The organism is Colidextribacter sp. OB.20 (assembly GCF_009911595.1).
Taxonomy (GTDB): Bacteria; Bacillota; Clostridia; order Oscillospirales; family Oscillospiraceae; genus Lawsonibacter.
Map to the genome: position 1 here is coordinate 15,512 of NZ_QWKG01000001.1, position 24,306 is coordinate 39,817.

At 61.6% G+C, this 24,306-nt stretch carries 22 protein-coding genes, 1 tRNA gene, 1 pseudogene and 1 riboswitch; of the genes and pseudogenes, 10 read left to right on the forward strand and 14 right to left on the reverse strand.

What is annotated here, in order from left to right:
- Positions 1-40: 40 nt before the first annotated feature.
- Together D1641_RS00105 and D1641_RS00110 are read left to right on the forward strand one after the other, a co-directional pair.
- Positions 41-736: a CvpA family protein gene (locus D1641_RS00105; protein ID WP_160662363.1), complete on the forward strand. Its 696-nt coding sequence runs from the start codon at positions 41-43 to the stop codon at positions 734-736.
- A gap of 95 nt (positions 737-831) precedes the next feature.
- Positions 832-3,138: an ATP-dependent Clp protease ATP-binding subunit gene (locus D1641_RS00110; protein ID WP_160662364.1), complete on the forward strand. Its 2,307-nt coding sequence runs from the start codon at positions 832-834 to the stop codon at positions 3,136-3,138.
- Between the two features lie 426 nt (positions 3,139-3,564).
- Here the strand turns inward: D1641_RS00110 and D1641_RS00115 are convergent, their stop codons facing one another.
- Both D1641_RS00115 and D1641_RS00120 read right to left on the reverse strand, forming a co-directional pair.
- Entirely contained in the window at positions 3,565-3,744 is a 180-nt protein-coding gene (locus D1641_RS00115; protein ID WP_160662365.1) for a hypothetical protein, read from the reverse strand.
- A gap of 111 nt (positions 3,745-3,855) precedes the next feature.
- The gene (locus D1641_RS00120; protein ID WP_160662366.1) at positions 3,856-4,398 is read right to left on the reverse strand and encodes a stage V sporulation T C-terminal domain-containing protein; all 543 of its coding nucleotides are present in this window, start codon (positions 4,396-4,398) and stop codon (positions 3,856-3,858) included.
- A 273-nt stretch (positions 4,399-4,671) separates the two neighbouring features.
- Between D1641_RS00120 and D1641_RS00125 the strand changes: the two genes are divergently transcribed.
- The gene (locus tag D1641_RS00125) at positions 4,672-7,038 is read left to right on the forward strand and encodes a clostripain-related cysteine peptidase (RefSeq protein ID WP_160662367.1); all 2,367 of its coding nucleotides are present in this window, start codon (positions 4,672-4,674) and stop codon (positions 7,036-7,038) included.
- A 139-nt stretch (positions 7,039-7,177) separates the two neighbouring features.
- Here D1641_RS00125 and D1641_RS00130 read toward each other — a convergent pair whose 3' ends face one another.
- The 3 genes and pseudogenes from D1641_RS00130 to rsmI all read right to left on the reverse strand — a co-directional run bounded on the left by D1641_RS00130 (position 7,178) and on the right by rsmI (position 11,383).
- A complete protein-coding gene (locus D1641_RS00130; RefSeq protein WP_160662368.1) occupies positions 7,178-8,983 on the reverse strand; it encodes a diguanylate cyclase in 1,806 nt (601 codons plus the stop codon).
- A gap of 100 nt (positions 8,984-9,083) precedes the next feature.
- The gene (murC, locus tag D1641_RS00135; protein ID WP_160662369.1) at positions 9,084-10,460 is read right to left on the reverse strand and encodes a UDP-N-acetylmuramate--L-alanine ligase; all 1,377 of its coding nucleotides are present in this window, start codon (positions 10,458-10,460) and stop codon (positions 9,084-9,086) included.
- Positions 10,461-10,553: 93 nt separating this feature from the next.
- Positions 10,554-11,383, reverse strand: a pseudogene (gene rsmI / locus D1641_RS00140) (16S rRNA (cytidine(1402)-2'-O)-methyltransferase).
- Between the two features lie 135 nt (positions 11,384-11,518).
- Between rsmI and D1641_RS00145 the strand changes: the two are divergent.
- Complete coding sequence (locus tag D1641_RS00145) at positions 11,519-12,139, forward strand: methyltransferase domain-containing protein (protein ID WP_160662370.1); 621 nt, start codon at positions 11,519-11,521, stop codon at positions 12,137-12,139.
- 99 nt (positions 12,140-12,238) lie between these two features.
- Here the strand turns inward: D1641_RS00145 and obgE are convergent, their stop codons facing one another.
- The 6 genes from obgE to rplU form a co-directional block, all read right to left on the reverse strand.
- Positions 12,239-13,519, reverse strand: coding sequence for a GTPase ObgE (gene obgE / locus D1641_RS00150; RefSeq protein WP_160662371.1), 1,281 nt, complete (start codon positions 13,517-13,519; stop codon positions 12,239-12,241).
- 53 nt (positions 13,520-13,572) lie between these two features.
- A complete protein-coding gene (locus D1641_RS00155) occupies positions 13,573-13,884 on the reverse strand; it encodes a YciI family protein (RefSeq protein WP_160662372.1) in 312 nt (103 codons plus the stop codon).
- A gap of 14 nt (positions 13,885-13,898) precedes the next feature.
- Positions 13,899-14,198 (reverse strand): YciI family protein, encoded by a 300-nt coding sequence (locus D1641_RS00160; RefSeq protein WP_160662373.1) that lies wholly within the window; start codon positions 14,196-14,198, stop codon positions 13,899-13,901.
- Positions 14,199-14,278: 80 nt separating this feature from the next.
- A complete protein-coding gene (rpmA, locus tag D1641_RS00165) occupies positions 14,279-14,569 on the reverse strand; it encodes a 50S ribosomal protein L27 (protein ID WP_160571610.1) in 291 nt (96 codons plus the stop codon).
- 3 nt (positions 14,570-14,572) lie between these two features.
- Complete coding sequence (locus D1641_RS00170) at positions 14,573-14,902, reverse strand: ribosomal-processing cysteine protease Prp (RefSeq protein WP_160662374.1); 330 nt, start codon at positions 14,900-14,902, stop codon at positions 14,573-14,575.
- The gene (gene rplU, locus D1641_RS00175; protein WP_160662375.1) at positions 14,902-15,213 is read right to left on the reverse strand and encodes a 50S ribosomal protein L21; all 312 of its coding nucleotides are present in this window, start codon (positions 15,211-15,213) and stop codon (positions 14,902-14,904) included. Before rplU ends, D1641_RS00170 begins: the two co-directional genes overlap by 1 nt.
- Before the next feature lie 332 nt (positions 15,214-15,545).
- Here rplU and D1641_RS00180 point away from each other — a divergent pair, with 332 nt between their 5' ends.
- Complete coding sequence (locus D1641_RS00180; RefSeq protein ID WP_160662376.1) at positions 15,546-15,914, forward strand: DUF6709 family protein; 369 nt, start codon at positions 15,546-15,548, stop codon at positions 15,912-15,914.
- 49 nt (positions 15,915-15,963) lie between these two features.
- On the opposite strand, the gene D1641_RS00185 is transcribed toward D1641_RS00180, so the two are convergent.
- The gene (locus tag D1641_RS00185; protein WP_160662377.1) at positions 15,964-17,697 is read right to left on the reverse strand and encodes a Na+/H+ antiporter NhaC family protein; all 1,734 of its coding nucleotides are present in this window, start codon (positions 17,695-17,697) and stop codon (positions 15,964-15,966) included.
- A gap of 117 nt (positions 17,698-17,814) precedes the next feature.
- A riboswitch (Lysine riboswitch) is annotated at positions 17,815-17,983 on the reverse strand.
- Between the two features lie 123 nt (positions 17,984-18,106).
- Between D1641_RS00185 and D1641_RS00190 the strand changes: the two genes are divergently transcribed.
- A complete protein-coding gene (locus D1641_RS00190; RefSeq protein ID WP_160662378.1) occupies positions 18,107-18,892 on the forward strand; it encodes a hypothetical protein in 786 nt (261 codons plus the stop codon).
- 23 nt (positions 18,893-18,915) lie between these two features.
- Here the strand turns inward: D1641_RS00190 and D1641_RS00195 are convergent, their stop codons facing one another.
- Positions 18,916-19,323 (reverse strand): PaaI family thioesterase, encoded by a 408-nt coding sequence (locus D1641_RS00195; RefSeq protein WP_160662379.1) that lies wholly within the window; start codon positions 19,321-19,323, stop codon positions 18,916-18,918.
- Between the two features lie 149 nt (positions 19,324-19,472).
- Here D1641_RS00195 and D1641_RS00200 point away from each other — a divergent pair, with 149 nt between their 5' ends.
- Together D1641_RS00200 and D1641_RS00205 are read left to right on the forward strand one after the other, a co-directional pair.
- Positions 19,473-20,291: a hypothetical protein gene (locus tag D1641_RS00200; protein WP_160662380.1), complete on the forward strand. Its 819-nt coding sequence runs from the start codon at positions 19,473-19,475 to the stop codon at positions 20,289-20,291.
- Positions 20,292-20,425: 134 nt separating this feature from the next.
- Positions 20,426-21,352: an alpha/beta hydrolase gene (locus D1641_RS00205; RefSeq protein WP_160662381.1), complete on the forward strand. Its 927-nt coding sequence runs from the start codon at positions 20,426-20,428 to the stop codon at positions 21,350-21,352.
- 31 nt (positions 21,353-21,383) lie between these two features.
- Here the strand turns inward: D1641_RS00205 and trmB are convergent, their stop codons facing one another.
- Entirely contained in the window at positions 21,384-22,076 is a 693-nt protein-coding gene (gene trmB, locus D1641_RS00210) for a tRNA (guanosine(46)-N7)-methyltransferase TrmB (protein WP_160662382.1), read from the reverse strand.
- 128 nt (positions 22,077-22,204) lie between these two features.
- Here trmB and D1641_RS00215 point away from each other — a divergent pair.
- Positions 22,205-22,280: transfer RNA gene (locus D1641_RS00215), tRNA-Pro, on the forward strand.
- A 488-nt stretch (positions 22,281-22,768) separates the two neighbouring features.
- Positions 22,769-24,220, forward strand: a complete 1,452-nt coding sequence (locus tag D1641_RS00220; protein ID WP_160662383.1) for an alpha-amylase — start codon at positions 22,769-22,771, stop codon at positions 24,218-24,220.
- Positions 24,221-24,306 lie beyond the last annotated feature (86 nt).

A 24,306-nucleotide genomic window follows, 5' to 3' on the forward strand; every position in this document is an offset into this window, starting at 1 on the left:
CACAACGGGCGGCCACAGGCCGCCCCTACAGGAGGTTTCCATGAATTACATCATCTACGATATCATCATCGCAGCCGTTCTGCTCTTCTTCCTCTGGCGGGGCTATGTCAAGGGCTTTGTGCTCACCCTGTGCTCCCTGCTGGCCGTCTTTGTGGCCCTGATCGGGGCCTCCTTCCTCTCCAACGCCCTGGCCGAACCTGTAGCCAAGGCGGTGGAGCCCATTGTCGCCAGAAGTATCCACGACACGGTGACCAGCTACTACCAGCGCGCCCCGGCAGAAAACACCTCTGGGGAGGAGGAGGACTGGCTGGCCCAGCTGCCTCTGGAGGAGCTGCTGGAGCCGCTGAAGGAGTCCAAATTCCTCCAGGGCTTTGCCGATACCTTCCAAAAGGCGGTGGACGACAGGACCACCGAGATTGTCACCCACGCCGCCCAGGCCCTGGCCCACTTCGTGGCGGTGCAGATCGCCCGGACGGTCCTCTTCGCCCTGGCTTTCTTCGCCGTGCTCATCGCCTGGTCCTTCCTCAGCCACGCCCTGGACCTGGTGGCAAAGCTACCGGTGCTCAGCACCGTCAACGCCTGGGGCGGCGGGGCGGTGGGCCTTGTCAAGGGCGCGCTGATTGTGTATATCGCTGTCTGGCTCCTCCGGGGCAGTTACATCCCCCCGGAGGCCATAGAGGGCTCTTACCTGCTGAAATTCTTTACCTCCGCCATCCCGCTGTCATTTTTCCTCTAAACCCTGTATTTCTCAGGGAAAAATTCATACCCAGTTCATAATTAGGGTGTACCATCTCCCCAAACGTGGACTTTTCCCGAAAGGAGCAAATTACTATGCAGCCTACTATGTGCAGCCGCTGCGGCAAGAATGTGGCAGTCATCTTTATTACCAAGCTGGAGGGCAGCACCTCCAAGAATGAGGGGCTGTGCCTCAAGTGCGCCCGGGAGATGGGCATCAAGCCCATTGACGACATGATGAAGAAGATGGGCATCAGCGACGAGGACCTGGACAACCTGACCTCCGAGATGATGTCCGCCTTCGGCGGCGCGGAGGGCATCGACGGGATGCTGTCCCCCGCCAAGGACGAGGACGACGGGGAGGACGAGGGCCGCACCGCCACCTTCCCCTTCCTCAGCCAGCTCTTCGGCGGCGGCTCCTCCACCCCCGCCCCCACTCCCAGCGAGGGGGCCGCTCCTCCACCCCGGGGTGAGAAGGCCGCCAAGCCCGCCAAGCGCAAGTTTTTGGACAGCTACTGCATCTCCCTCACCCAGCGGGCCCAGGAGGGCAAGCTGGACAAGCTGATCGGCCGGGAGCGGGAGCTGGAGCGTGTGGTTCAGATTCTCAACCGCCGGCAGAAGAACAACCCCTGCCTCATCGGCGAGCCCGGCGTGGGCAAGACCGCCATTGCCGAGGGCCTGGCCCAGCGCATCGCCAACCGGGAGGTGCCCTATAAGCTGCTGGACAAGGAGGTCTATCTGCTGGACCTCACCGCCCTGGTGGCGGGCACTCAGTTCCGGGGCCAGTTTGAGAGCCGGATGAAGGGCCTTATTGAGGAGATCAAAAAGCTGGGCAACATCATCCTGGTCATCGACGAGGTCCACACCATCGTGGGCGCCGGCGACGCCGAGGGCTCTATGAACGCCGCCAACATCCTCAAGCCCGCCCTCAGCCGGGGGGAGGTCCAGGTCATCGGCGCCACCACCCTCAACGAGTACCGCAAGCACATTGAGAAGGACACCGCTCTGGAGCGGCGGTTCCAGCCCGTCATTGTGGAGGAGCCCTCCATTGAGGACAGCGTGAAGGTCATTGAGGGCATCGTCCCCTATTACGAGTCCTTCCACCAGGTGGCCGTCTCCCCCGCCATGTGCCGGCTGGCCGTCACCATGAGCGAGCGCTATATCACCGACCGCTACCTGCCCGACAAGGCCATCGACCTGATTGACGAGGCCTGCTCCAACGTGAACCTCCACAACAAGGCTCTGGCCCGCCTCAACGAGGTGGACAAGGAGCTGGCCGACCTGGCCAAGGAGAAGGAGGTCATGATGGCCGCCGCCACCGAGGACTCCTACAAGCGGCTGGCCGATATCAAGAGCCTGGAGTTGCGGCTGGCCGAGGAGAAGGAGAGCCTCCAGAACGACGCCCACCCCGCCCTCACCCAGGAGAACCTGGCCAACGTCATCGAGCTGTGGACCAATATCCCCGCCAGCCGCATCCAGGAGCAGGAGTTCCAGCGGCTGGCCAGGCTGGAGGAGCGGCTGGAGGAGCACGTCATCGGCCAGGATGAGGCGGTGAAGGCCGTCTCTGCCGCCATCCGCCGGGGCCGTGTGGGCATCTCCCCCAAGCGCAAGCCCGTGTCCTTCATCTTTGTGGGCTCCACCGGCGTGGGTAAAACCGAGCTGGTGAAGCAGCTGGCCGCCGACCTCTTTGACACCCCGGAGTCCCTCATCCGGCTGGACATGTCCGAATTTATGGAGAAGCACGCCGTCTCCCGGATCATCGGCTCCCCCCCGGGCTATGTGGGCTACGACGAGGCGGGCCAGCTCACCGAGAAAATCCGGAGAAAGCCCTACTCCGTCGTCCTCTTTGACGAGATAGAGAAGGCCCACCCCGACGTGCTGAATATCCTTCTGCAAATCCTGGACGACGGGCGCATCACCGACGCCCACGGCCGGACGGTGAACTTTGAGAACACCGTCATCGTTATGACCACCAACGCCGGGAGCAACACCAAGGTGGGCTCGGTGGGCTTTGGCCGCACCGCCAACGAGCAGGGCCGTGACCGGGCCCTGAAGGCCCTCAACGACTTCCTCCGCCCCGAGTTCATCAACCGGGTGGATGAGATTATCTACTTCAACCAGCTGTCTGAGGACAACTTCAAGGGCATCGCCGTCCTCATGCTCAAGGAGCTGGTGGGCACCCTGAAGGATAAGGACATCAACTTCACCTGGGACGAGACCCTCCTGGATTACTTGGTGAAGAAGTCCTACTCCGCCGCCTACGGCGCCCGGAACCTCCGCCGCCTGATCCAGAAGGAGCTGGAGGACGCCATCGCTGTCCGGCTTATCGAGGGCTGGCAGGAGCCTGTGTCCCAGCTCAAGGCCGTCTCCAATGGGGACCAGCTGGAGCTGCTGGCAATGTAACATCAAGCACGGCGCGCAGAGCAATCTGCGCGCCGCTATTTTGCCTTCCTTCGATTTGACTTCGTATATTTTGCTTCGCAAAATGCAATCCTCAGTCAGCCGCGGCGGGACGGGGGTTACATCCCTTTCGCCGCCCGCCAGCCTATGGCTCTGCCGAACAGGTAGGTGCAGCACATTGCTCCGCAGGTGTCCCGGTCCGCTACATCGCACAGGGCCAGAATATCCCTCAGATCAATTTGATACCCCTTTCCGCTCTCTCGTCCATCTCTGTCTCTTTGATGTACCGCTTAATCTTTTTTAAAATGGGCTCCATTAAAAAACCTCCTTGATTTTCACCGGGAGGTGTGGCATAATCAGATTTACCAGACCTCCGGGTGTTGGTATCTATAGAAACAATCCGTTTATGTGAAAGTGGGCGGGTTGTTTCTATTTTTGTTCGCCGAGTTCTTCGTCAACCTTTTCGTTGAGCCACTGGGTTTTTGTTTTGTTCTGTTCTTTTAGTTTTTCCGTAAGCGCATTTAGTTTTTCACGAGAAAGAGGAACGCTGAATTGTCCAATGGTCTCACGCCGTTTCCGATAATACTCGGCTGAATTTGCGGGTGGCAAAGGTCTATCACCTCCTTGCTAGCAATTATAGCATATGGCTAGCAATGTATCAAGGGCAATTTCTAAAAAACAGGGACAGCACCAGCCGTCCCTGTTTCCTTCAGAGGATATTCAGCTCTCCATGTGCCGCCCCAGAAATCCGGCGATGGACTGGACCAGCTTATACTCCACCTCGCCGCCGGCGAGCTTGTCGCCGGTGGCGGCGAAGAGGACACAGCCCAGCACGTCCCCCTCGGACAGGATAGGAGCGGCGGTACTGAGGGAATACTTGTCGCTGTCAGCACACAGGGGGATGGTCTCCTCCCCCGCCTTGTACTGGTAGACCTGCCGGCCCTCCATCAGCCGCTCCATCTGGGAAGAGACGGTCTTATCCGCCAGCTCCCGGCGGGGAACCCCCGCCACCGCGATGCAGGTATCCCGGTCAGTAATGACGGTTACCTGCCCGGTGGTCCGGTTCAGCGTCTCGCACAGCTGGCCGGCAAAGTCCACCAGCCCGCCCATCAGGGAGTACTTCTTAAATATCACACCGCCATCTTTATCCGTGTATATCTCCAGGGGGTCGCCCTCACGGATACGCATGGTCCGGCGGATCTCCTTGGGAATAACCACCCGGCCCAGGTCGTCGATGCGGCGCACAATACCTGTTGCTTTCATCTATTTCATGCCTCCTGCGGTTTTTTATTTGACTGCCTTAGTATCCGCAGGACTTGGAAGGATATGCAGAAATCCACATGGCTTTCTTTTCCAATGCAGGATCGCCAGCTCCTCCGCCGCAAAGCCCAGACTGAGCGGAAATCCATCCGTCACCGCCGGCGGGCTCCGCAGGATTGAGCGGGAATTTTTCCCTTTACAGCGGGCCGGAATAGCCGTATAATAATCACCGCAAATGTGTGCGGCAACACTACGTAAAGGAAAGGGAAAAGCCATATGGAACATAACAGACCCAGAGGCCGGGAGCGGCATATAGAGGGACCCGGCAAAACGGTACAGAAACGTGGACAGGGCCTGGGAACGGGCCCTGTGGGAGACGCCAGCGGTTACAGTGACCGAAAGCAGGGCAGCTCCTCCGGCACCCGGAGCGCCGGGAGCCGGGGAGGCGGCGGAATCAAGCTGATCACTCTGCTACTGGTGCTGCTGCTGGGCGGCGGAGGCGGCCTGACCGCCCTGCTGGGCGGTCAGGGACAACAGCCCTCCCAGAGCGGCGGAACTGTGGGCGGAAGCGTCAACTGGGCCCAGGTGCTGGGCAGCCTGAACGGCGGCAGCGTCTCCTCCGGCTGGCAAAGCCCGGCCAACACCGGAAAGCTGAACACCAGTCAGGCCTCCGAAGCCCGGGATAAATACACCAGGCTCCTGGGGGACGGCAGAGACACCGTCACCATTATGGTCTACATGTGCGGCACCGACCTGGAGTCCCGCAGCGGCATGGGGACCGCCGACCTTCAGGAGATGCTGAACGCCCGCTTTGGCAACAATCTCAACCTGCTTGTCTACACTGGCGGCTGCAAGGGCTGGAAGAACAACGCGGTCAGCAGCTCGGTCAACCAGATCTGGCAGGTGAAGGACGGCAACCTGGTCAGCCTGAAAAAGGACCTGGGCAGCGTCTCCATGACGGACCCCAATACCCTGACCGAGTATATCCGCTGGTGCGCGAAGAATTACCCCGCCAGCCGGTATGAGCTGATTCTCTGGGACCACGGCGGAGGGTCAGTCAGCGGCTACGGCTATGACGAGAAGTTCGCCTCCTCCGGCTCCATGAGTCTGGCGGGTCTGGACACCGCTTTGAAAAACGCCGGGGTGAAGTTCGACTTCATCGGCTTCGACGCCTGCCTCATGGCCACCGCGGAGACCGCCCTGACCATGGCACAGTACGCCGACTACCTCATCGCCTCGGAGGAGACCGAGCCCGGGGTGGGCTGGTACTACACCGACTGGCTCACCGCCTTCGGAAAGAACACCTCCCTGCCCACCATCGAGGTGGGACAGAAGATCGTGGACAGCTTTGTGGATACCTGCGCCCAGAAGTGCCGGGGTCAGCTGACCACCCTGTCCGTGGTGGACCTGGCAGAGCTGGAGGTTACCCTGCCCAAGGTGCTGTCCGACTTCTCCAAATCCACTGCCAGGCTCATCCAGAACAAGGAGTATCAGACCGTTTCCAACGCCCGCGGCGGCACCCGGGAGTTTGCTCAGTCCAGCAGAATCGACCAGGTGGACCTGGTGCACCTGGCTGGGAACCTGGGGACGCCGGAGAGCAAGGCGCTGTCGGAGGTCCTTCTGAGCGCGGTGAAGTATAACCGCACCTCCTCCAACATGACAAACGCCTACGGCCTTTCCATCTACTTCCCCTACCGCAAATCCTCCATGGTGGACCAGGCTGCCTCCACCTATCAGAAGATTGGCATGGATGAGAGCTACTCCCGGTGCATCCGCCAGTTCGCCAGCCTCGCGGCCAGCGGACAGGCGGCCTCCGGCGGCACCGCCTCCCCCCTGCCCGCCCTGATGGGATCGCTGGGCGGCTCCGGCGGTGCGGACGCGGTCTCCGCCCTGCTGGGCGAGTTCCTGAATGGCGGCTTCGGTCGTGTCGCCGGGCTGGACGGTGACAACACCGGCTTTTTGAGCGACCGGGCCATGAGCGAGGAGGACACGGTGCAGTATCTCACCGAGCACCGCTTCCCAGACGAGGCCCTGGTCTGGCAGACCGGCGAGGACGGCGCCCGGGTGCTGCGGCTGAGCGAGGAGCAGTGGGGGCTGGTGCAGTCCCTGGAACTGAACCTGTTCTATGACGACGGCGAGGGCTACCTCGACCTTGGGCTGGACAACGTCTATCAATTTAACGACGAGGGCGGCCTGCTAGGCATCAGCGACGGGGCCTGGCTGGCCATCAACGGACAGCCGGTGGCCTACTACCACATGTCCACCGTGGACGACGGGGAGAACTATGCCATCACCGGCCGGGTCCCTGTTCTGCACAACGGCCAACGCTCCGAGCTGATCCTGGTTTTTGACAACGAAACCCCTTACGGCTATGTGGCCGGCGTCCAGCGGGTATACCTGGACGGGGAGACGGACACCGTCGCCAAAAATCAGGAGGGGCTCCAGCCCGGGGATGTGCTGGAGTTTATATGCGATTACTACACCTATGATATGGAGTATCAGGACAGCTACCTGATTGGCGAGCCCCTCACCGTCACCGAGGAGGCGCTGGCCGTCAGCGACGTGCCCCTGGAGGGGTCCACCCTGGCCTCCTACTGCTTCACCGATCTCTACAATCAGCGCCACTGGACCCCCACGCTGTAAAATCAAATCCGCCTGAAACGCCGCAAACCCTTGTCGATAAAGGGTTGCGGCGTTTTACATCCAACAGCTGGACACCGAAGGGAAAAACGGCAAAAGGGACGGCCGCTTACGCGGCCGTCCCCTGCTTTTGATGGCTTGTCTATTTCAGGGCGAACCCGCCCTTTCCGCTGTTTTTCACCTGGTAGAGTGCGTCGTCCGCCACCACGCTGAGGGCCTCAAAGGTCCTGCCGTAGGTGGGGGCGCTGGCCGCGCCCACGCTGACGCTGGCCACAGCGTCGATCCCCTCAATCCGCAGGTTCCGCACCCGCTCCAGCAGCTCCTGCCCCTTCTGCTCCGCCAGCGCCCGGCTGTCGGAGCCGGACAGGAAGGCCACAAACTCATCGCCGCCCACCCGGGCCACAATATCATCGGCACGGAAGGTCTCATTCAGGATATGTCCGATGGCCATCAGCAGCTTATCTCCGGCGGCGTGACCAAAGTTGTCGTTTATGGACTTGAAATCGTCCAGGTCCAGCATGAACAGCACGCCCCGGGATATCTGCTCCAGACGGGCGTTGATAAGCTTGACGCCCGCCCGGTTATAGACGCCGGTGAGGGGGTCCTGCTGGGCCTGCTTGCGCAGCTCGATCTCCCGGTCAATCTGTGCGCTGATATCGGTCAGCGTTCCGATGACCCGGGTGACCCTGCCGTCCGGCCCAAAAACAGCCTTATACTGGCTTCGATACCAGCTGTATTCCCCGTCCCGCCGTTTCAGGCGGACGCGGTCGTGCTCGATCTGGTCGGGGGCCATGCTTGCCGCGTCGCGCAGAATGCGCCGGACGCTCTCCATATCGTCCGGGTGGAACACGGGGAAGCTCTCTGCCTCCCTGGTGACGACCCCCTTCAGCCGCTCCCGGTCCAGGTCCAGGGTCTCCAGCGCGTTGGAGGTGAACTCCATGCTGTCGCTCTCCCGGTCATACTCAAAGAGCAGGGTGTCCTTAAACTCGGAGAGGGCGTTGTAGCGCAGCTTCTCCGCCACCAGACGGGCCCTCTGCCACCAGGCAAGGACGGCCAAAAGGGCACACACCGCCAGACTGACCAGCATAACGATGGTCTGCATCATGGAGCTGCGGGCAATCTGCACGCTGGGGGACTGGGAGAACTGCACCACCCGCCAGCCATTATAGCCCACCTGAGCCCAGGCCACATAGAAGCGCCCCTCGGGCGGGTCGTAATAGAAGGAGCCGGATTCGTTATTCTGATAGGCGGCGTTGAAGGCCTGAGCGTCCTTGTCGGAGATGCCGTTCTTCTCCCCCAGTATGGTGAGGCTGAGTCCGCCGGTCTCGGGGACGCTGCCATAGACGACACGGCCCTCCCCGTCGGCAACTACGCTGTGTACATTATGAAAAAATGTGGAGTGAGTCCCCTGGTGAAGGAGGGTCTTGGCCTTTATCTCGGCCGCCAGCGCCCCCATAACCCTCCCGTCCCATTTCAGCGGACGCAGGGCGATCACGGAGTAATCCTCGTGGGAGGGAGCGGAGAGGATTCCGCTCACTGCGTTTTCACCGGCCAGGACCTGCCGGACCAGCTCGGGCGCCTCATCCCCCCAGGGGACAGAGGACAGGTCCTCAAGGTCCAGGTAGCTCAGCTCCATGCGGTCATCCACCAGATTGAAGGCCTCTACCGTGGACGCCACCCAGTCCTTTTCCGGGGAGCGGGGGTCCTCGCCGATCAGAAGGTCCGTGTTTTTCAGGGCGGTCTCGGCGTAGTGGAGCAGATAGCCGGCCCCCTCTCCCGCCTCCACTGTGTGGGCGGTCAGGCTCTCCGTCAGCATCCGGTCCAGCTCCGCCTCCACCACCCGGTAGCGGAGCACCAACGTGCCAAAGACAAGCGCCAGCAGAACCGCGCCGCAGACGGTCAGCAGCACAGCCAGCCATGGGGCGCTCTGTTTTCTGGAACCGGACATATTCCGCCCTCCTTCTCAGTGATAAAAAGCATATCCTTTTCTGCTATTCTACCACCCAAGATATCTTTTGTAAAGATATTTGAAGAAAAATTCTAACAATCTAACTCATTTTTATGAGAGACTCTCCGGCCAGATAGATGTCCCCCGCGCCCACGGTGAGAATCAGGTCGCCGGGCTGGGCCATGTCCGCCAGCTGGGCCGTGACCCCCTCCAAATGGGGGCAGAACACCGCCCCGGGAATCCTTCGGGCCAGGTCCAGAGAGGAGATGCCCAGGGTGTTCTGCTCTCGGGCGGCGTAGATCTCCGCAAGAACGGCCGTGTCGGCCAGCTGGAGCACCTCCACAAACTGGTCGAAGAGAGCGGCGGTGCGGGTGTAGGTGTGGGGCTGAAAGGCGCAGATCACCCGCTGGTAGCCCAGGGTTTTTGCCATGGTGAGCAGGGCCCTCAGCTCGTCGGGGTGGTGGGCGTAGTCGTCATAGACGTCGGCCCCGTGATAGGTCCCCTTTCTCTCAAACCGGCGGCCCGCCCCGGTGAAAGAGGCGAGCCCCTCCTCCACCGCCGCTCCCGGCACCCCCAGCACATAGGCGGCGGAGGCGGCGGCCAGGGCGTTGGAGACGTTGTGCTTTCCCCCGACTCTCAGAGACACATGGGCGTACTTTTCCCCCATGGCGATCACGTCGAAGGTGGGCAGGCCGCTCTCCCAGGTGAGATTGTCGGCATAGCAGTGGGCCTCCCGGTCCGTCAGGCTGAACACAAAGGTTGACCTTCGGAAGCCCTCCAGGGTCTCCCGCACGTTGGCGCTGTCCCAGTTGGCCACTACATGCCCGTCATGGGCGGGCACCAGCTCCGCGAATTTCCGGAAGGAGCTCTTAATGTCGTCCAGGTCCTTGAAGAAGTCCAGGTGGTCAGGCTCCACATTGAGGATCACCGCCACCGTGGGCGAGAAAGACAGGAAGGAGTTGCAGTACTCGCAGGATTCGGCGATGATGGTATCCCCGTGCCCCACCCGGTGGCCCACCCCCAGAATGGGCAGCGTGCCGCCAATCATCACCGACGGATCCCGGCCGGCGGCCAGGAAGATGTGGGTGCACATGGAGGTGGTGGTGGTCTTGCCGTGGGTGCCCGCCACACATAGGGCGTTTTTATAGTGCCGCATGATGGCCCCCCATGCCTGGGCCCGCTCAAAGACGGGGATTCCGGCAGCCAGGGCGGCGGCAATCTCCGGGTTGTCGTTGTGGACGGCGGCGGTGCGGATGACGCAGTCCGCCCCCTCCACGCTCTGGGGCAGGTGGCCGATGACCACTGGGATGCCCAGAGACCGGAGACGTTCCACCGTCTCGCTCTCCTTCATGTCGGAGCCGGTAATTTCCACGCCCTTCCCCTTCAGCACCTCGGCCAGCGGGGCCATGGACACCCCGCCAACCCCCACCAGATGGGCTCTTGCCCCCGGCCTGATATACTCCTCGATCCTCTTCATACTGCAAGCACCTCGATCTATGTTTTCTTTCTATTCTATCCATTTTCAGGCGGTTTGGTGCGGGTTTTTCCGTAAAGGCGGCCACAGGCGCCTCTATGAGTTCACCGCCAGATCATAGAGCTGATTTCGGGACAGCCCCAGCTCCTTCGCCGCCTGACGCACCGCGTCCCGGAGGGACAGCCCCCCCCCCGCAGCCTGTCCACCAGGGCCAGGCCGTCCTCCAGGGTGGCCTCCCGCTCCTCCGCCGGCTCCGCCCCCCGGATCACCAGCACAAACTCCCCTTTGGGGGTGTTCTCCTGATAGTACGCCCCCGCCTCTCCCAGGGTGGTGCGCCGGATCTCCTCGTGGAGCTTGGTCAGTTCCCGGCACAGGGTAACGGGTCGGTCAGGGCCGAAGGCGTCCGCTAGGTCCTGGAGGGTGGCGGTGAGCTTGTGGGGGGCCTCGTAGAAGATCATGGTCCGCTCCTCCCCCCGGAGGGCGTCCAGGTGTGCCCGGCGGTTTTTCTTGTTCATGGCCAGAAAGCCCTCAAAGGTAAACCGCCCGGTGGGCTGGCCCGAGACGGCCAGGGCCGTCACCAGGGCGCAGGGCCCGGGGATGGCGCACACCGGGATGCCCAGTCCGGCGCACTGGGCCACCAGCTCCTCCCCCGGGTCAGAGATGGCGGGGGTCCCCGCGTCAGTGACCAGGGCGCAGCTCTCTCCGGCCAGCAGCCGGTTCACAACCGCCTGGCCGCCGGTCCGGGTGTTGTGCCGGTGGTATATCACCATGGGCCTTTTCAGCCCCAGATGGTTGAGCAGCTTTACTGTCACCCGTGTATCCTCGGCGGCAATGAAGTCCACCCGGGCCAGGGTGTCCGCCATCCGCCGGGAGATGTCCTCCAGATTGCCGATGGGGGTGGGGACCAGATAGAGCGTCCCGGCCATACTGTCACCTCTCTTCAATAATTACCAAAATATTATAGCACAGACTGAAAAAATGTGGTATCCTTTTTAAAAATAATGTAAGAAATTGCGCAAAATTTGTACAGACAGATTTTTGCGGCGGAAAGGCGGCGCTTTATGGCGAAAACGGAGCGGCTGGGCCCCTATACCCTGTCCTGGAAGGAGGGCGTCTTCCCTCTGGGGGGCGACGCCCTGGCCCTGGGGGCGTTCTCCACGGTGAAGCCGGGGTGGCGAGTGTGCGATTTGGGGGCAGGAAGCGGGGCTCTCCTTCTGCTTCTGGCCCGGCGGACGGAAGGGCTGACGCTCACCGGGGTGGACATCGACCCCCTGTCCGCCCAGACCGCCCGGGAAAATCTGGAGGTTAACGGTCTGGCGGGGGAGATTATCTGCGGCGACCTGCGCGCCGTCCCCCTCCCCGCCGGAGGCTTTGATCTGGCGGTCTCCAATCCGCCCTACTTCCCCCTGGGCAGCGGGACAAGCGGCGGTCCCGCCCGGAGCGAGGAGTGCTGCTCTTTGGAGGAGCTGTGCGCCGCCGCCGGGCGGCTAGTGAAAAACGGGGGCCGCTTCGCCCTGTGCCACCGTCCGGAGCGGCTGACGGACGTCCTGTGCACCCTCCGGGGCCACGGGCTGGAGCCCAAACGCCTGAAGCTGGTCTCCCACGGACCGGGACATCCTCCCTCTCTCCTGCTGGTGGAGGCGGTAAAGCAAGGCAGGCCGGGGATCAGCATTGAACCGTAGGGGCGCATATCATCGCCCCTGCATACAAAAAGAGCTCCTCATGACATTTCTGCGGAAACCGGCGCACCCTGCAAAAAAGAGGGCCGAAGGGCCCTCTTTTCAACGCTGATATTCAAATTCCAGGTCGTACATGGACACAATATCCCCGTCCTTGATGCCCATCGCCTCCAGCTTGTCGAACAGGCCGGACTGGCGCAGCTTCTGGTCGAACCAGTTCCGGCTCTCGTAGTCGCCGAAGTTGACGTTGGCGATGAGCCTCTGGAGCCAGGGGGCGTCCACCACCCAGGTGCCGTCGAACTCCTGGATATCCACCTCCCCGGCGGTGTCCACCTCCGGGGGGCGCTCCACATAGGTGGGCTCGTACACCGCCACGGGGGGCAGCTCCTGGAGCAGCTGGGCGGTACGCAGCACCAGCTCCCGGGTGCCCTGGTGGGCGGCGGCGGAGATGGTGACCAGCTCCAGCCCCAGGCCCTCCACGTGGGCCCGGAGCCGGTCCAGCAGGGCGGGGTTGGTCATAATGTCCGCCTTGTTGGCAGCCACGACCATCCTCCGCCCGGCCAGCTCGGGGGAGTACTGGCGCAGCTCCTCGTTGATGGCCTCAAAATCGGCCACCGGGTCCCTCCCCTCGGAGCCGGATACGTCCACCACATGGATGAGCAGCCGGCAGCGGTCGATGTGCCGCAGAAAGTCGTGGCCTAAGCCGGCCCCCTCAGCCGCCCCCTCAATGATGCCGGGGATGTCGGCCATGACAAAGGACACCCCCTCCTCCACATAGACCACCCCCAGATTGGGGAAGAGGGTGGTGAAGTGGTAGTTGGCAATTTTGGGCTGGGCCCGGCTGACTACGGAGAGGAGGGTGGACTTGCCCACGTTAGGGAAGCCCACCAGCCCCACGTCGGCCAGCAGCTTCAGCTCCAGCACCACGTCCCGGCTCTGGCCGGGCAGGCCGGCCTTGGCGAACCGGGGCACCTGCCGGGTGGGGGTGGCGAAGTGCTGGTTGCCCCAGCCCCCGCGGCCCCCGCGGCACAGGACAAAGCGGTCGGTCTGAGACATGTCCTGAATGATCTCCTGGGTCTCGGCGTCCCGGATAATGGTCCCCCGGGGCACCCGGATGACCAGGTCCTCCCCGTCCCTGCCGGTGCACCGCTTGCCCGCGCCGTCGGCCCCGCTGCCGGCGGTGTATTTCCGCTTATAGCGGAAGTCCATCAGGGTGGACATGTGGTCGTTGACCTCCACCACAATATTGCCGCCCCGGCCGCCGTCGCCCCCGTCGGGGCCGCCGTTGGCCACATATTTCTCCCGGTGGAAGGACACCACGCCGTTGCCCCCGTTGCCGGAGCGGACAGTGATCTTCGCCGTATCTACAAAGGGTGCTGCCATCTCGGGCACCTCCTTCTACTCAAAAGCTGTCTTTTCCATTCCCGGACTGTCTATCAGCCTGCGTTCTTTGATAAAAGCATCACATTCCACTGATACACGTCGCACCGGTAATAGCCTCTCTGTATAATCGGGTCGTCATTGGCGATTTTCTGTGCCTCGGCCAGGTTCTTCGCCTCAAAAAGCACCATCGCTCCATCCATGGTCCCCAACTCCATATTGCCAAACACACCCGCCGCAAGGTAACGCTCCGCCGCAATTTTTTGCAGATACTCCATGGAGTCCATGGCATCCTGCTCTGTCTCCTGTCTGTCTCCGATTTTGTAATCAATCCTGGCGTAAAGCACGCTGCCCTCTTTTAAATTCATAGCCGTCCCCTTTCTTATAGCAGATAGTTATTTTCCTGATTCGCGGGCTGGAGGGCCTTCAGCTTGTAGGTGGCAAAGCCCTCTGCCACCAGAGGCTCCCGTTTGCACAGCTCCTCCGCCGCCTCCAGGCTCTCCGCCTTGAGGATATACATGCCCGCCACGCCGGGGTAGCCCTTGAACACCCCGGCCAGCTCAATGTGTCCGGCCTCGTCCAGGGCCCTCAGGTTGGCCACGTGCCGCTCCACTGCGGCTTTGGTCAGCTTGTTGTAGGATTTGGTTTTTTCGATGAACATCACATACAGCCATTGTTCCACAGGTACATCCTCCTTTAAACATATACAGTGTTTACGAAAAAAGCCGCAAACGGTACACGTTTGCGGCTTCTTAGCGAAACTTACTCCGCGGCGGCCTCTTCCACGATGGAGACCTGCTTGCGGTCCTTGCCCAGGCGCTCGAACTTCACGCGGCCGGTCTTCATGGCGAACAGGGTGTCGTCGCTGCCCTTGCCCACGTTGACGCCGGGATGAATGTGAGTGCCCCGCTGGCGGACCAGGATGTTGCCGGCCAGCACGAACTGACCGTCGCCCCGCTTCACGCCCAGCCGCTTGGCCTTGGAATCACGGCCGTTGCGGGTGGAGCCCACGCCCTTTTTATGGGCGAAAAACTGTAAACCGATATTCAGCATCTCTTACACCTCCAAGACGGTAATATTTTCAGGGTACTCCTCCGCCAGCTGGACACAATGGACCAGCAGGGCCGCCAGAAGAGTCTGGCAGACGCTCTCGCTGTCCGCATCCAGGGCTTTGGGGAGCTTGAGGGAGACAGACGCATCCTTCTCCCGCACCTTCACCGGGGCCTCCAGCCCCAGCACGTCGTTGACGGCGCACTCGGTGAGCCGGACGGCGCTGGTGAGGGCGGCGCAGACGATGTCCTCCCCCTGGGGGGCATAGCCGCTGTGGCCCTGCATGTCAAAGCCGGTGAGGCGGCTGCCCTCACTATGAAATGTGACGGTGGTCATCAGGCCTTGATGGCGCCGATCTGCACCTTGGTGTAGGGCTGACGGTGGCCCTGGCGCTTGCGGTAGCCCTTCTTCGGGTTATACTTGAAGATACGAATCTTCTTGCCCTTGCCGTTCTTGACCACGGTGGCGTCCACGCTGGCGCCAGCCACGGTGGGAGCGCCAAAGGTGGCCTTGTCCCCATCCAGCACAGCCAGAACCTGGTCGAAGGTGATGGCCTGGCCGGCCTCGGCCTCCAGCTTCTCGATGAAGAGGGTGTCGCCCTCCGCCACCTTATACTGCTTGCCGCCGGTCACGATGATTGCCTGCATAGTATTCAACTCCTTTATTACGGGCTCGCTCTCCCAGGCGGGGTCGCCCCTCTTTCAGGCCTGTTCAATGCGGCCTTAATAGTTTATCAGCGGCACGAGCCCTTGTCAAGGGGTTTTAACAGGTTTTTCGAGATTTTTCTGTAGGGGCGGATATTATCCGCCCCTCTCTTCCGCAGCTCGGCACTCCCGTAGAGCGGGCGGCTCACAGCCGCCCCTACAGACAGGGAAAACAGCCGGGATAAAATGCGCAGATGGACACTCCCGTCGTCCCACCTACTTGCACCCATGTTCCTTCTATGTTAAAATAAATCAGGTAATAAGGAGGCGGTTTTATGAAGTTCAAGCCAGAAATTCCCGACGCCGTTCTGCTGGCCGAAGCGCTGGAGCAGGACTTCGCTCAGGCTCAGAATATGGGCAAGGTGCAGTTGGGGGAGGAATGCCTCTTCCTGAAAAAATTCTCCGGGGCCGCCTATCTCCCCTACAGCCGGATTACCCGGGCCTGGCTGCGGCAGGAAGAGGTTAAGGCCCGGCTGTGCTGCGGCACCGCCAATTTTGACCAGTTCTACCTGGTGATGGCCTGCGCCGACGGCCAGGAGCGCCGGGGACAGGTGGAGGACAAGGCGTCGGGCCAGCGGTGTCTGGACCACATCGCCGTCCGGAACCCGGAGGTCAAAATCGGTTATGTAAAGCCGGCTGAATAGACGAGGAGGCCGCCCCGGCAGGGCGGCCTCCCTCTGGTTTTAAACGGACTCAGGCTACGGTGCGCTTGTGGCTCTTGGCGAAGAAGAGGAAGCCGAGCATCAGCACCACACCGATGGGCAGGGAGATGATGCCGGGAGCGCCAGCGGTCACCAGGATGCCAGCGATCAGGTAGGTAACGCCGGCAATGGCCGCGCAGGAGATGGCGTAAGGCAGCTGAGTGGATACATGGTTGACATGGTCGCACTGAGCGCCGGCGGAGGCCATGATGGTGGTGTCGGAGATGGGGGAACAGTGGTCACCGCAGACGGCGCCGGCCATGCAGGCGGAGATGCAGATGATGGCCATGGGATTGCTCATCTCAAACACGTTCTGGACAATGGGGATGAGGATGCCGAAGGTGCCCCAGCTGGTGCCGGTGGCGAAGGCCAGGAAGCAGCCCACGACAAAGACGATGACAGGCAGGAACATCTGGATGCCGGAGACGGAGCGGACGAAGTCCCGGACGAAATATTTGGCGCCCAGGGAGTCGGTCATGCCCTTCAGGGACCAGGCGAAGGTGAGGATGAGGATGGCGGGCACCATGGCCTTGAAGCCCTCGGGGATGCAGCCCATCATCTCCTTGAAGGTCATGGACTTGCGGACAAAGTAGTAGATAAAGGCGAAGAGCAGGCCGAAGGCGGAGCCCAGCATCAGGCCCACAGAGGCGTCGGAGTTGGAGAAGGCGTCCACAAAGCTCTCTCCGGAGAAGAAGCCGCCGGAGTAAATCATACCGATGACACAGGCCGCCACCAGCACGATGATGGGCAGCACCAGGTCCAGCACGGAGCCCTTGGACTCGTCAATCTCATCGTCCAGCATGGCGTAGGGGTTGGAGCCGGAGAAGAGGTCACCCTTATCCAGGGCGTTCAGCTCGTGCTTGGACATGGGGCCGAACTCCACCCCCAGCAGCACCATGCCGATCATCATGATGATGGTAAGCAGGGCATAGAAGTTATAGGGGATGGCCCGGATGAAGAGGGTCAGACCCTGGCCGTCCTCGGCGAAGCCGGCCACGGCGGCCGCCCAGGAGGAGATGGGGGCAATGATGCAGATGGGGGCGGCGGTGGCGTCGATGAGGTAGGCCAGCTTGGCCCGGGACACATTCTGCTTGTCGGTGATGGGCCGCATGACCGAGCCCACAGTGAGGCAGTTGAAGTAGTCGTCGATGAAAATAAGCACGCCCAGCAGGATGGTGGCCAGCTGAGCTCCCACCCGGGACTTGATGTTCTTCTTCGCCCAGCGGCCGAAGGCGGCGGAGCCGCCCGCCTTGTTCATCAGGCAGACCATCACGCCCAGGATGACCAGGAATACCAGGATGCCAACATTATAGCCGTCGGACAGAGAGGCCACAATGCCGTCGTTGAAGGCGTGGAGCACCGTGCCCTCAAAGGTGAAGTTGGAGTAGAGCAGACCGCCCACCAGGATGCCGATGAACAGGGAGGAGTAGACCTCCTTGGTAATCAGTGCCAGGGCGATGGCAATTACAGGGGGCAGCAGGGACATGGGGGTGTTGTAGAAATTGCTGGAGGACTGGACGTAGCCGGCGCCCCCACAGGCTTCGCAGGTGACAGCCTCCAAATCCTCGGACAGGACGACGCCCGCCGCTCCGCAGTCGGAGCACTCGATCATCCTGGTGCCCGTCTCCTCAGTGGGGTCGCCGGCGGCGAAGGCGGTACAGACCATGGCCAGGAGCATCATCGTCAGGACGACAAGCCGCAGGCCGCGGGATCTTCTGGTTCTCATAAGTATTTCCTCCTCATTTGTTTGGAGCCCCACACAAGGCCCCTTTTGCGCAAAACAAAAACCATGGCGCGCAAAGCGCTCCATGGTAAAACCGGACGCCCCCGGCAGGTCCGGGGACCTCTGGATAGCGCTCCACTCCTCGTGACAGTCCGCAGGATGTTCTCCCCCGGCCCAGGACGGGCGGTCCAGGCAGGCCGCTCCTCCTTCGGCGGCGCACCCTCTCCCCCGGGACGGCTGCCTGGCCTTGTCCCGCGGTACGCATGAGCGCCGCGCCTCTATCCAACTATGAAATTGCAATTATCCTATCACGAACTTGCATGGATGTCAATGGTAATTTGGGGGAAACTCTTGTTTTTTCTGGGGTATTATGGTAAATTATAGACAAATCTGCAAAAAGGAGTGAAGCCACATGGCCTATGTTGACCCCTTCCTGGCCCACGGCATCGACATCTCTCCGGAGGACCAGGAAATTTTAAACCGCTGGCAGGAGACCCAGCCCGCCCCCGAAGGCTGTACCATCCCCTGTCTCATGTCCTTCGAGGACTTTATGAAGTACGACGGCTTTATTTCGGACTTCCTTCGAGGCTTTCCCGGCGGGGAATCGGTCCTCTTCTGGGATACGGACGACATCTCCGCCGTGGTGGGCTACTACTACACCGGCCCGCTGAAGGGGACGGTCTACATGCTCCACGGCCCCACTGATATTTCCCCCAAATTCTTTTCCCTGGCCCGGTTCGCAGACTACTACCGCCGGGTCATCCGGGATTACACCGAAGACGGCGATCCCAACTATGAGACAAAATTCTGGGACGACATCGACTTCAATGATAACCAGCCCATGACCGAGGAGGAGACCGAGCGCTTCCACCTGGCCGCCCAGGAGCTGATCAGGCTCTGGAAGGCGGAGGACCTGCGAGAAGATTGGTATATCAATATGGGCTTCTGCGTCTGTGCAGTCATGCCCGACTGCTATGCGGAAGAGCTGATCCCATTTATCTCCCCCAAGGAAGACGAGTACGTTCTGGAAGTGCTGTGCCACAAGCTGGTGAAGGCCAAATGCACCAAGGCCGTCCCGGCCCTGGGAAAGCTGGCTCAGGCGGAGAAAAACGGCCTGCGCATCGGCGGCTGGAGCGACAGCTGGACCGCTCGCCGGACGCACGGATATCTGCTCCAGCTTGCTCTGGAGAAAAAGTGAACAGGGCCCTTTGGGCCCTGTTTTTATGCCTCTCCTGGCCGGGTCATAAAGAAGGTAAAGGTGCCGGTAGCCACCATTTTGCCCTCTGTATCGGTCACGGACACCTGGATGACGGACAGCTTCCGGCCCAGCTTTTTGGGGGTAGCCTCGCAGAACAGATCCCCCTGGCCGGAGCGCAGATACTCGATGGAGCAGGAGGAGGTGACGCAGTCTCCCCCGGTGGAGCAGGCACAGCAGCCGGCGATGGTGTCCGCCAGGGTGGCGATGGCCCCGCCGTGGATGCGCCCCTCGGAGTTGTAGGAACTGGGCCGGGCATGGAGCACCCCCCGGGTCAGGCCGGGCTCCACATGGGTCAGCTCGATGCCGTTTTCATAATTGAACATGTGCTCCGCGTTAATAAAGGCGAACAGGCGGTTTGTATTTTCGTTCATAGGCTTCTCCTCCAAAGCGCTGTGTTGTCAGGCTATTGTACCACGATTTTCCCGCTCTTGCAACCCGCGGCGGGCCAAATCCCCGCCAGGGACATAGAATGGGATAGCCCCGCGCTACATGACTATCAGCAAGCAAAGGAGTTTTAACCATGGAATTAAAAGTTGATATGCCCTCCCTGGCCGGGCAGGACATAGACCCGGAGACCTTCCAGCGGGTCTGGAATCGGGTCATGCCCGGCCAGTCCGCCCCCGCCGCCATCCCGGACACCGCCGTCCTGGCGGAGCCCACCCTGCCCCCGGTGCCCGACTGTCTGGCGGAGCCCATCACCCCGCCGGTGCCCGAGTGCCCCGCAGAGCCCGCCGCCCCACCTGTGCCCGAGTGTCCTGCGGAGCCCACCATCCCGCCGGTGCCTGAGTGTCCTGCCGAGCCCGCCGTGCCGCCTGTGCCCGAGTGCCCCACCCGGCCACAGTGCTCCTGCTCCTGCAGGCCGGTCCGTCCCAACCGCCCCAGGGAGCTGGAGGTCGACCCCGCCCCTTCCGAGGAGCCCATCCTGTGCCTGGGGGAAGCCTCTCAGGAGGACAGCGGCCAGCTGGAGGAGCTGATGACCCTGGCCCGGACGGGGGCCGTCACCAGCCAGGCCCTCAGCCGCAGGGCCGGCGGCTCCCGTGCCAAGACCCTGGCCGCCCTGACCAGAGACCACCGCTCCGCCTTCCGCCGGCTGTCCGCCGCCTACTTCCTCATCACCGGGAAGCGCTTCTCCCCCCAGTGTTCCGCCGTCACTCTGCCCGCCTCCCTGCCTCTGGCCCTGCGGCAGCAGTTCGTCTGGGAACAGCAGTGGGAACAGCGCAGCCGCCAGGCCGCTCAGGCCACCGCCGATCCCTGCCTGAAGGAGCTGTATCTGGAGCTGGCCCAGGAGGGCGCTCTGCACGCCGGCTGTATCCGGTCCATGCTGGAACAGATGGCTTGACTTAACCCTCACTTTTGGGGTAAACTGTGAATGATTTCTTGTAGGGGGCGGCCTCTGCGCCGCCCCATTTTTTGCCATTCCACCCGCGGGGCGGCACAGAGGCCGCCTCCTGCACGAGAAAACGAGGTGTCTCTATGATTCAGACCTTTGATCTCTCCTACCCTTCCTCCGACGGCGTCCACGCCGTCCACGCCCGGGAGTGGGTGCCCGAAGGTGTCCCCCGGGGGGTGGTGCAGATCGTTCATGGTGTGGCGGAGCACATTGGCCGCTACGACCCTGTGGCCCGATTCCTGACCGCACACGGCTATGTGGTGTGCGGGGAGGACCACCTGGGCCACGGCCTCACCGCCGGCGGGAAGTTTGGCTATTTTGGCCCCAAAAACGGCTGGGACCTGGTAGCTCAGGATGTCCGCCGCCTGCGGGAGCTGGAGGGGGAGAAGCACCCCTCCCTGCCCTATGTAATTCTGGGCCACTCCATGGGCTCCTTTTTGACCCGGACCTATCTCATCCGCTGGCCGGGCACGGTGGACGCCGCCGTCCTGTCCGGTACGGGCCAGGAGTCCGCCGCCGCAGTGGCCTTCGGAAGGGCTCTGGCCGGGAGCCTGTGCAGAATCAAGGGCCCGGATCATGTGAGCAAGACGGTCAATGACATTCCATTTGGAACCTACAACAAGGCGTTCAAGCCCAACCGCACCTCCTCAGACTGGATCAGCCGGGACGAGGCGGCAGTGGACACCTATCTGGCCGACCCCCTGTGCAATTTCCTTATCACGGCGGGCATGTTCCGGGACATGATGGGGGGACTGCAATTCATCGCGGACAAAGCCAATCTGTCTAAAATGAACCCGGATACCCCGGTCTATTTCCTCTCCGGGGACAGCGACCCGGTGGGGGCTATGGGCAAAGGCGTGCGGAAGGTGGAGGGGATGTTCCGCTCCGCCGGGTGCAGGGATGTCACCGTGAAGCTCTACCCCGGCGGCCGCCACGAGATGTTCAACGAGATTAACCGTCAGGAGGTCTTTGACGACCTGCTGGCCTGGATAGAGAGCAGGCTGACATAGGAGCGGCCTCTCCCTGATGCTTTCAGCGGTCCTACGGTCTCTCCTGCTTCGGCCCCGGGATGGGCTGGAACTCCGGCTCCGGGTCCATGGGCTCCTTGGTCCCCACACAGCGGTTGATGGGCGTGCCAAGCAGGTGGAATTTCTCCTCGTAGTCGGTCATTACCCCCTGAATCCCCCCGCCGTGCAGGTCCCGGGTCACCTCCGACAGGGCATAGCCTGCCTTGGGGAACTGAAACAGCGACCACTCAAACAGGTCCCGGTTGTCGCTCTTGAAGTGAATTTGTCCGCCCTGACGCAGGATGCCCCGGTAGAGCGTCAGGAACTGCTGGTGGGTCAGCCGGCGCCGGGCGTGCTTCATCCCGGGCCAGGGGTCGCAGAAGTTGATGTAGAGCAGGTCCACCTCGTCCGGGGCAAAGTACTCCCGCAGCAGGGCTGCATCTCCATCTATAAAAAAGATATTGGTCAGCCCCCTGGCCTGGCAGCGCTCCATGGCCACAATCATGGCGTCCGGCACCCGCTCCAGGGCGATATACAGCACATCGGGGTTCTCCTCTGCCGTCTCCGCCGAAAACCGGCCCTTGCCGCAGCCGATCTCCAGCCGCAGCTGGCGGGCGTTTGGATACAGCTCCCGCCACCGCCCCCGCATCGACGCCGGGTCCTCAATCAGCATCGCCGCGCACCGCTCCATCCGCGCCGGCAGGTTGGGTTTTTTTCTCATCCGCATGGCTCTGTCTCCTCTTTCTGTCTGGATTAAAAAATATCTTATCATATTTCATAGAACCCTTGCAATCCTTTTTAATCTATATTATACTATTGCCAGCCGCCCTCAGGGGCGCCGGCAAAACAGCATATCCGGGTGTTGCGCAGTTGGTAGCGCGCCTGCTTTGGGAGCAGGAGGCCGCAGGTTCGAATCCTGTCACTCGGACCATGCGGAGTGTCCTTATAGGATTTGAGTATCCTTGAAGGACACTCCGCATTATTTTTGCTCAAAATCCTATACGGCAATCCGCGACCGGGAGTAGCTGACGGCTACTCCCTTTCTCGTTTCCATTGTGATCTCCGCAGCTGGAATTTTCCGGTGGTCAGGGACAAGGTGGGGAGCGCGTTGGTAAAGCTGACCGACTACACCCCCAAAAATAAGCGTATTTATCAGGCGGGGGAGCGCTGCTCCTTGGTCTTTGACCCGGAGTCGGTGCATATCCTGTAAACCTACAGCGCCCTGTTTTGCGGGGCATCATCCTTCAGGCCGATGGCGGTGCGGAGTGGGAAATTTCGGTATTTTTGTAGAAGCCGCCTAGATTTTTGCGTTTCTGAGGCAGTAGCTTTCCCTTTTTGCCCCTTGCCACGAGGGGAGCTCCGTGCTATAATTGCCCAAATTATCAAGGAATCGTTCCTGCTGCGCAAGGAGGTGGAATGATGAAGCGACAAAAAACGCTGATTCAATATTTTCAGTGGTATCTGCCCGAGGACGCCGCCCACTGGAGGCGGGCCGCGGCGGACGCGGAGCATCTGTCCGCGCTGGGTTATACCGGCGTGTGGCTGCCCCCCGCCTATAAGGGAGCGGGCGGCATGGCAGATGTGGGCTACGGCGTCTACGATCTGTACGACCTGGGAGAATTTGACCAGAAGGGCTCTGTCCCCACCAAGTACGGCACGAAGGAGGAGTACATAACCGCAATCCGTGCGCTCCAGAAAGCCGGACTGGAGGTTTTCAGCGACATGGTGCTCAACCACCGGATGGGCGCCGACTGCCGGGAGCGGGTCATGGCGGAGCAGTGCCTGGCGACGGACCGGGAGCAGAGCGCCGGCGTGGAAAAACGAATCACAGCCTGGACCAAATTTACCTTTCCCGGCCGTGCGGGCCGGTACTCCGGCTTTCAGTGGAACCACACCCATTTCAACGGGGTGGACTGGGACGACGGGGAGAAGGAGAGCCAGATCTGGCTCTTGAACGGCAAAGAGTGGGAGGACGAGGTGGACCAGGAGAACGGTAACTTCGACTACCTGATGGGGGCCAATCTGGATATGGGCAACCTGGCGGTGATTGAGGAGCTGGACCGCTGGGGGCTTTGGTATCTGGAGACGACCGGGGTGGACGGGTTCCGCCTGGACGCGGTGAAGCATATCCGCTTTACCTTCTTTACCCACTGGCTGGAGGAGCTGCGGCAGAAGACCGGGAAGGAGCTGTGGTCGGTGGGGGAGTATTGGCAGGCGGATATTCTGGCCCTGACCAATTTCCTGGACCGGAGCGGCAACATCATGTGCCTGTTCGACGTGCCGCTGCACTTCAAGTTTGTGGAGGCCTCTTCCTCCTTCGGCGGCTTTGACATGCGGACGCTGTTCCAGGGGACCCTGGTGGACGCCAGGCCGCAGCGAGCGGTGACCTTTGTGGACAACCACGACACCCAGCCGGGGCAGGCGCTTCAGTCCTGGATTCAGGAGTGGTTCAAGCCTCTGGCTTATGCGCTGATCCTCCTGCGGCAGGACGGCACCCCCTGCGTCTTCTATGGGGACCAGTACGGCATTCCCCACGACGGCATCCAGCCGGTGAGGGGGCTGGAGTTTCTGCTCCGGGCCCGGCAGGAGCGGGCCTGGGGGGAGCAGACCGACTACTTCGATCACCCCAACGTGGTGGGCTGGGTCCGTTCCGGCGACGAGGAGCACCCTGATTCCGGCCTGGCTGTGCTACTGAGCGACGGAGACGGCGGTGAAAAAAATATGTGTATGGGAGTTCAGTTTGCGGAATGTACCTTTGTGGACCTGCTGGGCAATCAGGAGGGAGAGGTCACCTTGGACAAAAGCGGCTGCGGCGTATTCCGCTGCGGCGGCGGTTCCGTGTCAGTTTGGGTACCGAAGGAAGCTATGTGACGGCACATCCGGGCGACTGGGCAATATGTTGGTCAACGCTGAGCTCCAGCAGGAAATTGCCGCCAGCACTCACCTGGAAATCTCCC

Bases quoted from the DNA above. Each gene is read 5' to 3' on its own strand.
- D1641_RS00185 (WP_160662377.1), bottom strand. From the start codon at position 17,697: ATGAGAACCAGAAGATCCCGCGGCCTGCGGCTTGTCGTCCTGACGATG.
- D1641_RS00200 (WP_160662380.1), top strand. From the start codon at position 19,473: ATGGAATTAAAAGTTGATATGCCCTCCCTGGCCGGGCAGGACATAGAC.
- rpmA (WP_160571610.1), bottom strand. From the start codon at position 14,569: ATGCTGAATATCGGTTTACAGTTTTTCGCCCATAAAAAGGGCGTGGGC.
- trmB (WP_160662382.1), bottom strand. From the start codon at position 22,076: ATGCGGATGAGAAAAAAACCCAACCTGCCGGCGCGGATGGAGCGGTGC.
- D1641_RS00110 (WP_160662364.1), top strand. From the start codon at position 832: ATGCAGCCTACTATGTGCAGCCGCTGCGGCAAGAATGTGGCAGTCATC.
- D1641_RS00205 (WP_160662381.1), top strand. From the start codon at position 20,426: ATGATTCAGACCTTTGATCTCTCCTACCCTTCCTCCGACGGCGTCCAC.
- rplU (WP_160662375.1), bottom strand. From the start codon at position 15,213: ATGCAGGCAATCATCGTGACCGGCGGCAAGCAGTATAAGGTGGCGGAG.
- D1641_RS00220 (WP_160662383.1), top strand. From the start codon at position 22,769: ATGAAGCGACAAAAAACGCTGATTCAATATTTTCAGTGGTATCTGCCC.
- D1641_RS00190 (WP_160662378.1), top strand. From the start codon at position 18,107: ATGGCCTATGTTGACCCCTTCCTGGCCCACGGCATCGACATCTCTCCG.
- D1641_RS00155 (WP_160662372.1), bottom strand. From the start codon at position 13,884: ATGAATTTAAAAGAGGGCAGCGTGCTTTACGCCAGGATTGATTACAAA.
- D1641_RS00170 (WP_160662374.1), bottom strand. From the start codon at position 14,902: ATGACCACCGTCACATTTCATAGTGAGGGCAGCCGCCTCACCGGCTTT.
- D1641_RS00145 (WP_160662370.1), top strand. From the start codon at position 11,519: ATGGCGAAAACGGAGCGGCTGGGCCCCTATACCCTGTCCTGGAAGGAG.
- D1641_RS00130 (WP_160662368.1), bottom strand. From the start codon at position 8,983: ATGTCCGGTTCCAGAAAACAGAGCGCCCCATGGCTGGCTGTGCTGCTG.
- obgE (WP_160662371.1), bottom strand. From the start codon at position 13,519: ATGGCAGCACCCTTTGTAGATACGGCGAAGATCACTGTCCGCTCCGGC.
- D1641_RS00105 (WP_160662363.1), top strand. From the start codon at position 41: ATGAATTACATCATCTACGATATCATCATCGCAGCCGTTCTGCTCTTC.
- D1641_RS00120 (WP_160662366.1), bottom strand. From the start codon at position 4,398: ATGAAAGCAACAGGTATTGTGCGCCGCATCGACGACCTGGGCCGGGTG.
- D1641_RS00195 (WP_160662379.1), bottom strand. From the start codon at position 19,323: ATGAACGAAAATACAAACCGCCTGTTCGCCTTTATTAACGCGGAGCAC.
- murC (WP_160662369.1), bottom strand. From the start codon at position 10,460: ATGAAGAGGATCGAGGAGTATATCAGGCCGGGGGCAAGAGCCCATCTG.
- D1641_RS00125 (WP_160662367.1), top strand. From the start codon at position 4,672: ATGGAACATAACAGACCCAGAGGCCGGGAGCGGCATATAGAGGGACCC.
- D1641_RS00180 (WP_160662376.1), top strand. From the start codon at position 15,546: ATGAAGTTCAAGCCAGAAATTCCCGACGCCGTTCTGCTGGCCGAAGCG.